This is a genomic window from Clostridium zeae (genome assembly GCF_017312485.1).
In the GTDB taxonomy this organism is placed as follows: Bacteria; Bacillota; Clostridia; order Clostridiales; family Clostridiaceae; genus Clostridium_AR; species Clostridium_AR zeae.
Window position 1 is genome coordinate 1 of the sequence record NZ_BMBA01000027.1, and the last position, 644, is coordinate 644.

At 40.5% G+C, this 644-nt stretch carries 1 rRNA gene; it reads left to right on the plus strand.

Annotated features, from left to right (window positions below):
* Window positions 1-410: 410 nt before the first annotated feature.
* Window positions 411-644, plus strand: a 23S ribosomal RNA gene (locus tag J3477_RS25935); the annotation flags it as partial.

Below are 644 nucleotides of genomic sequence, written 5' to 3' on the forward strand. Positions count from 1 at the left end.
ACCTCCTTTCTATGGAGAAATTATTAAGTACTGATGCATTTCAGGCTTAATATATACGAATTCTGGTTAGAATCTCTCTCTGTTTAATTTTGAGATACCAAGTATCTCAGATTGTTCTTTGAAAATTGCACATAAGTTAAAGTAAAGATATTTACTATTCTTTGTAATAAATTGACTGATAAGAATGCACGCTAGTATTCAAGTCAGTAGACTGGTTTGTTCAAAACCAAATTATGAAATGTACTTTTCTAAGTGCAGAACCGTAATTTGCGGAGCAAATTAGGAGTGGCATTAGAATCAAGCGATACTAGGAAGCGACCGAACGAAGCCGCGGAGCTTGCTTTAAGCAAGTGAGCAGCGCAGTGACCTAGCTGACGAAGTAGTGCGCCGATTATAATGACACGACATTAGGTCAAGCTACAAAGGGCGCATGGTGAATGCCTTGGCATCAAGAGCCGAAGAAGGACGTGACAAGCTGCGATAAGCTTTGGGTAGGCGCAAATAGCCTGTGATCCAAAGATCTCCGAATGAGGAAACTCACGTAGGTAACCCTACGTATCCTGTGGTGAATACATAGCTATAGGAGGGTAAACCTAGGGAACTGAAACATCTAAGTACCTAGAGGAAGAGAAAGAAAAATCGAT